Annotated in this window: 1 protein-coding gene; it reads left to right on the top strand. The window is 40.0% G+C overall.

The window, feature by feature from the left end; genetic code table 11:
• Positions 1–460: 460 nt before the first annotated feature.
• Positions 461–852 (top strand): fumarate hydratase (locus A3729_RS27270; RefSeq protein ID WP_197476161.1); only part of this gene is annotated, 392 nt, incomplete at its 3' end.

Here is an 852-nt window from a genome sequence, read left to right as displayed (position 1 = left end):
AGCCTGTTAATGATAATGCTGACGCAATCGCGACACTTAATAAGGTTTTTTTATACATGGATAAGACCTTTCCTAAACGTTGTCTCAAATAAGTAGTGGCTAGATGGTGGATGCTTGCTTGGTTTTATCTGTTTAAATTCAGCAACACACACCACCAGGCCTAAAAATTTTGACCTAGATTAAACGTAGACACGAAAAAGCAATTTGTCTAATTTTTTAGCGCAAAGAATTAGATGCACTTGCTTAGTAGCTGTAACGAATTTAACCGTCGTTTAAGCTTTGTAGGTGTGACTACAAACTCATCTTCAATCAGAGTACAATTCAGTACCCCAATAATTGATCGCTCAGAAGATGAGTGGGTGATCAGCCATGTATTAATTGATAAACACAACATGGGCCTGGCCAAAAGCTTAAGAGCCTCAGCAGTTTATTAATTAAAGAAAAACGTTAGAGAGTGACTATGACCACAATTCGTCAAGCAGATTTAATTGATAGCGTTGCAGATGCCCTGCAGTTTATCTCCTACTATCACCCAAAAGACTTTATTGATGCCGTCCATGAAGCGTATTTAAAAGAAGACTCCCAAGCTGCTAAAGATGCAATGGCACAAATACTCATCAATTCACGTATGTGTGCAGAAGGTAAGCGACCAATTTGTCAGGATACCGGTATCGTGACTGTATTCGTTAAAGTCGGTATGGATGTGCAGTGGGATGCTGAATTAAGCCTGACTGATATGATAAATGAAGGTGTACGTCGTGCTTACACTCATCCAGATAACGTCTTACGTGCTTCAATCCTAGATGACCCTGCCGGCGCTCGTAAGAATACTAAAGACAATACACCTGCTGT

This window comes from Oleiphilus sp. HI0043 (assembly GCF_001634935.1).
The sequence above is the reverse complement of the archived record's forward strand: the minus strand, read 5'-3'. Positions and strand labels throughout refer to the sequence as shown.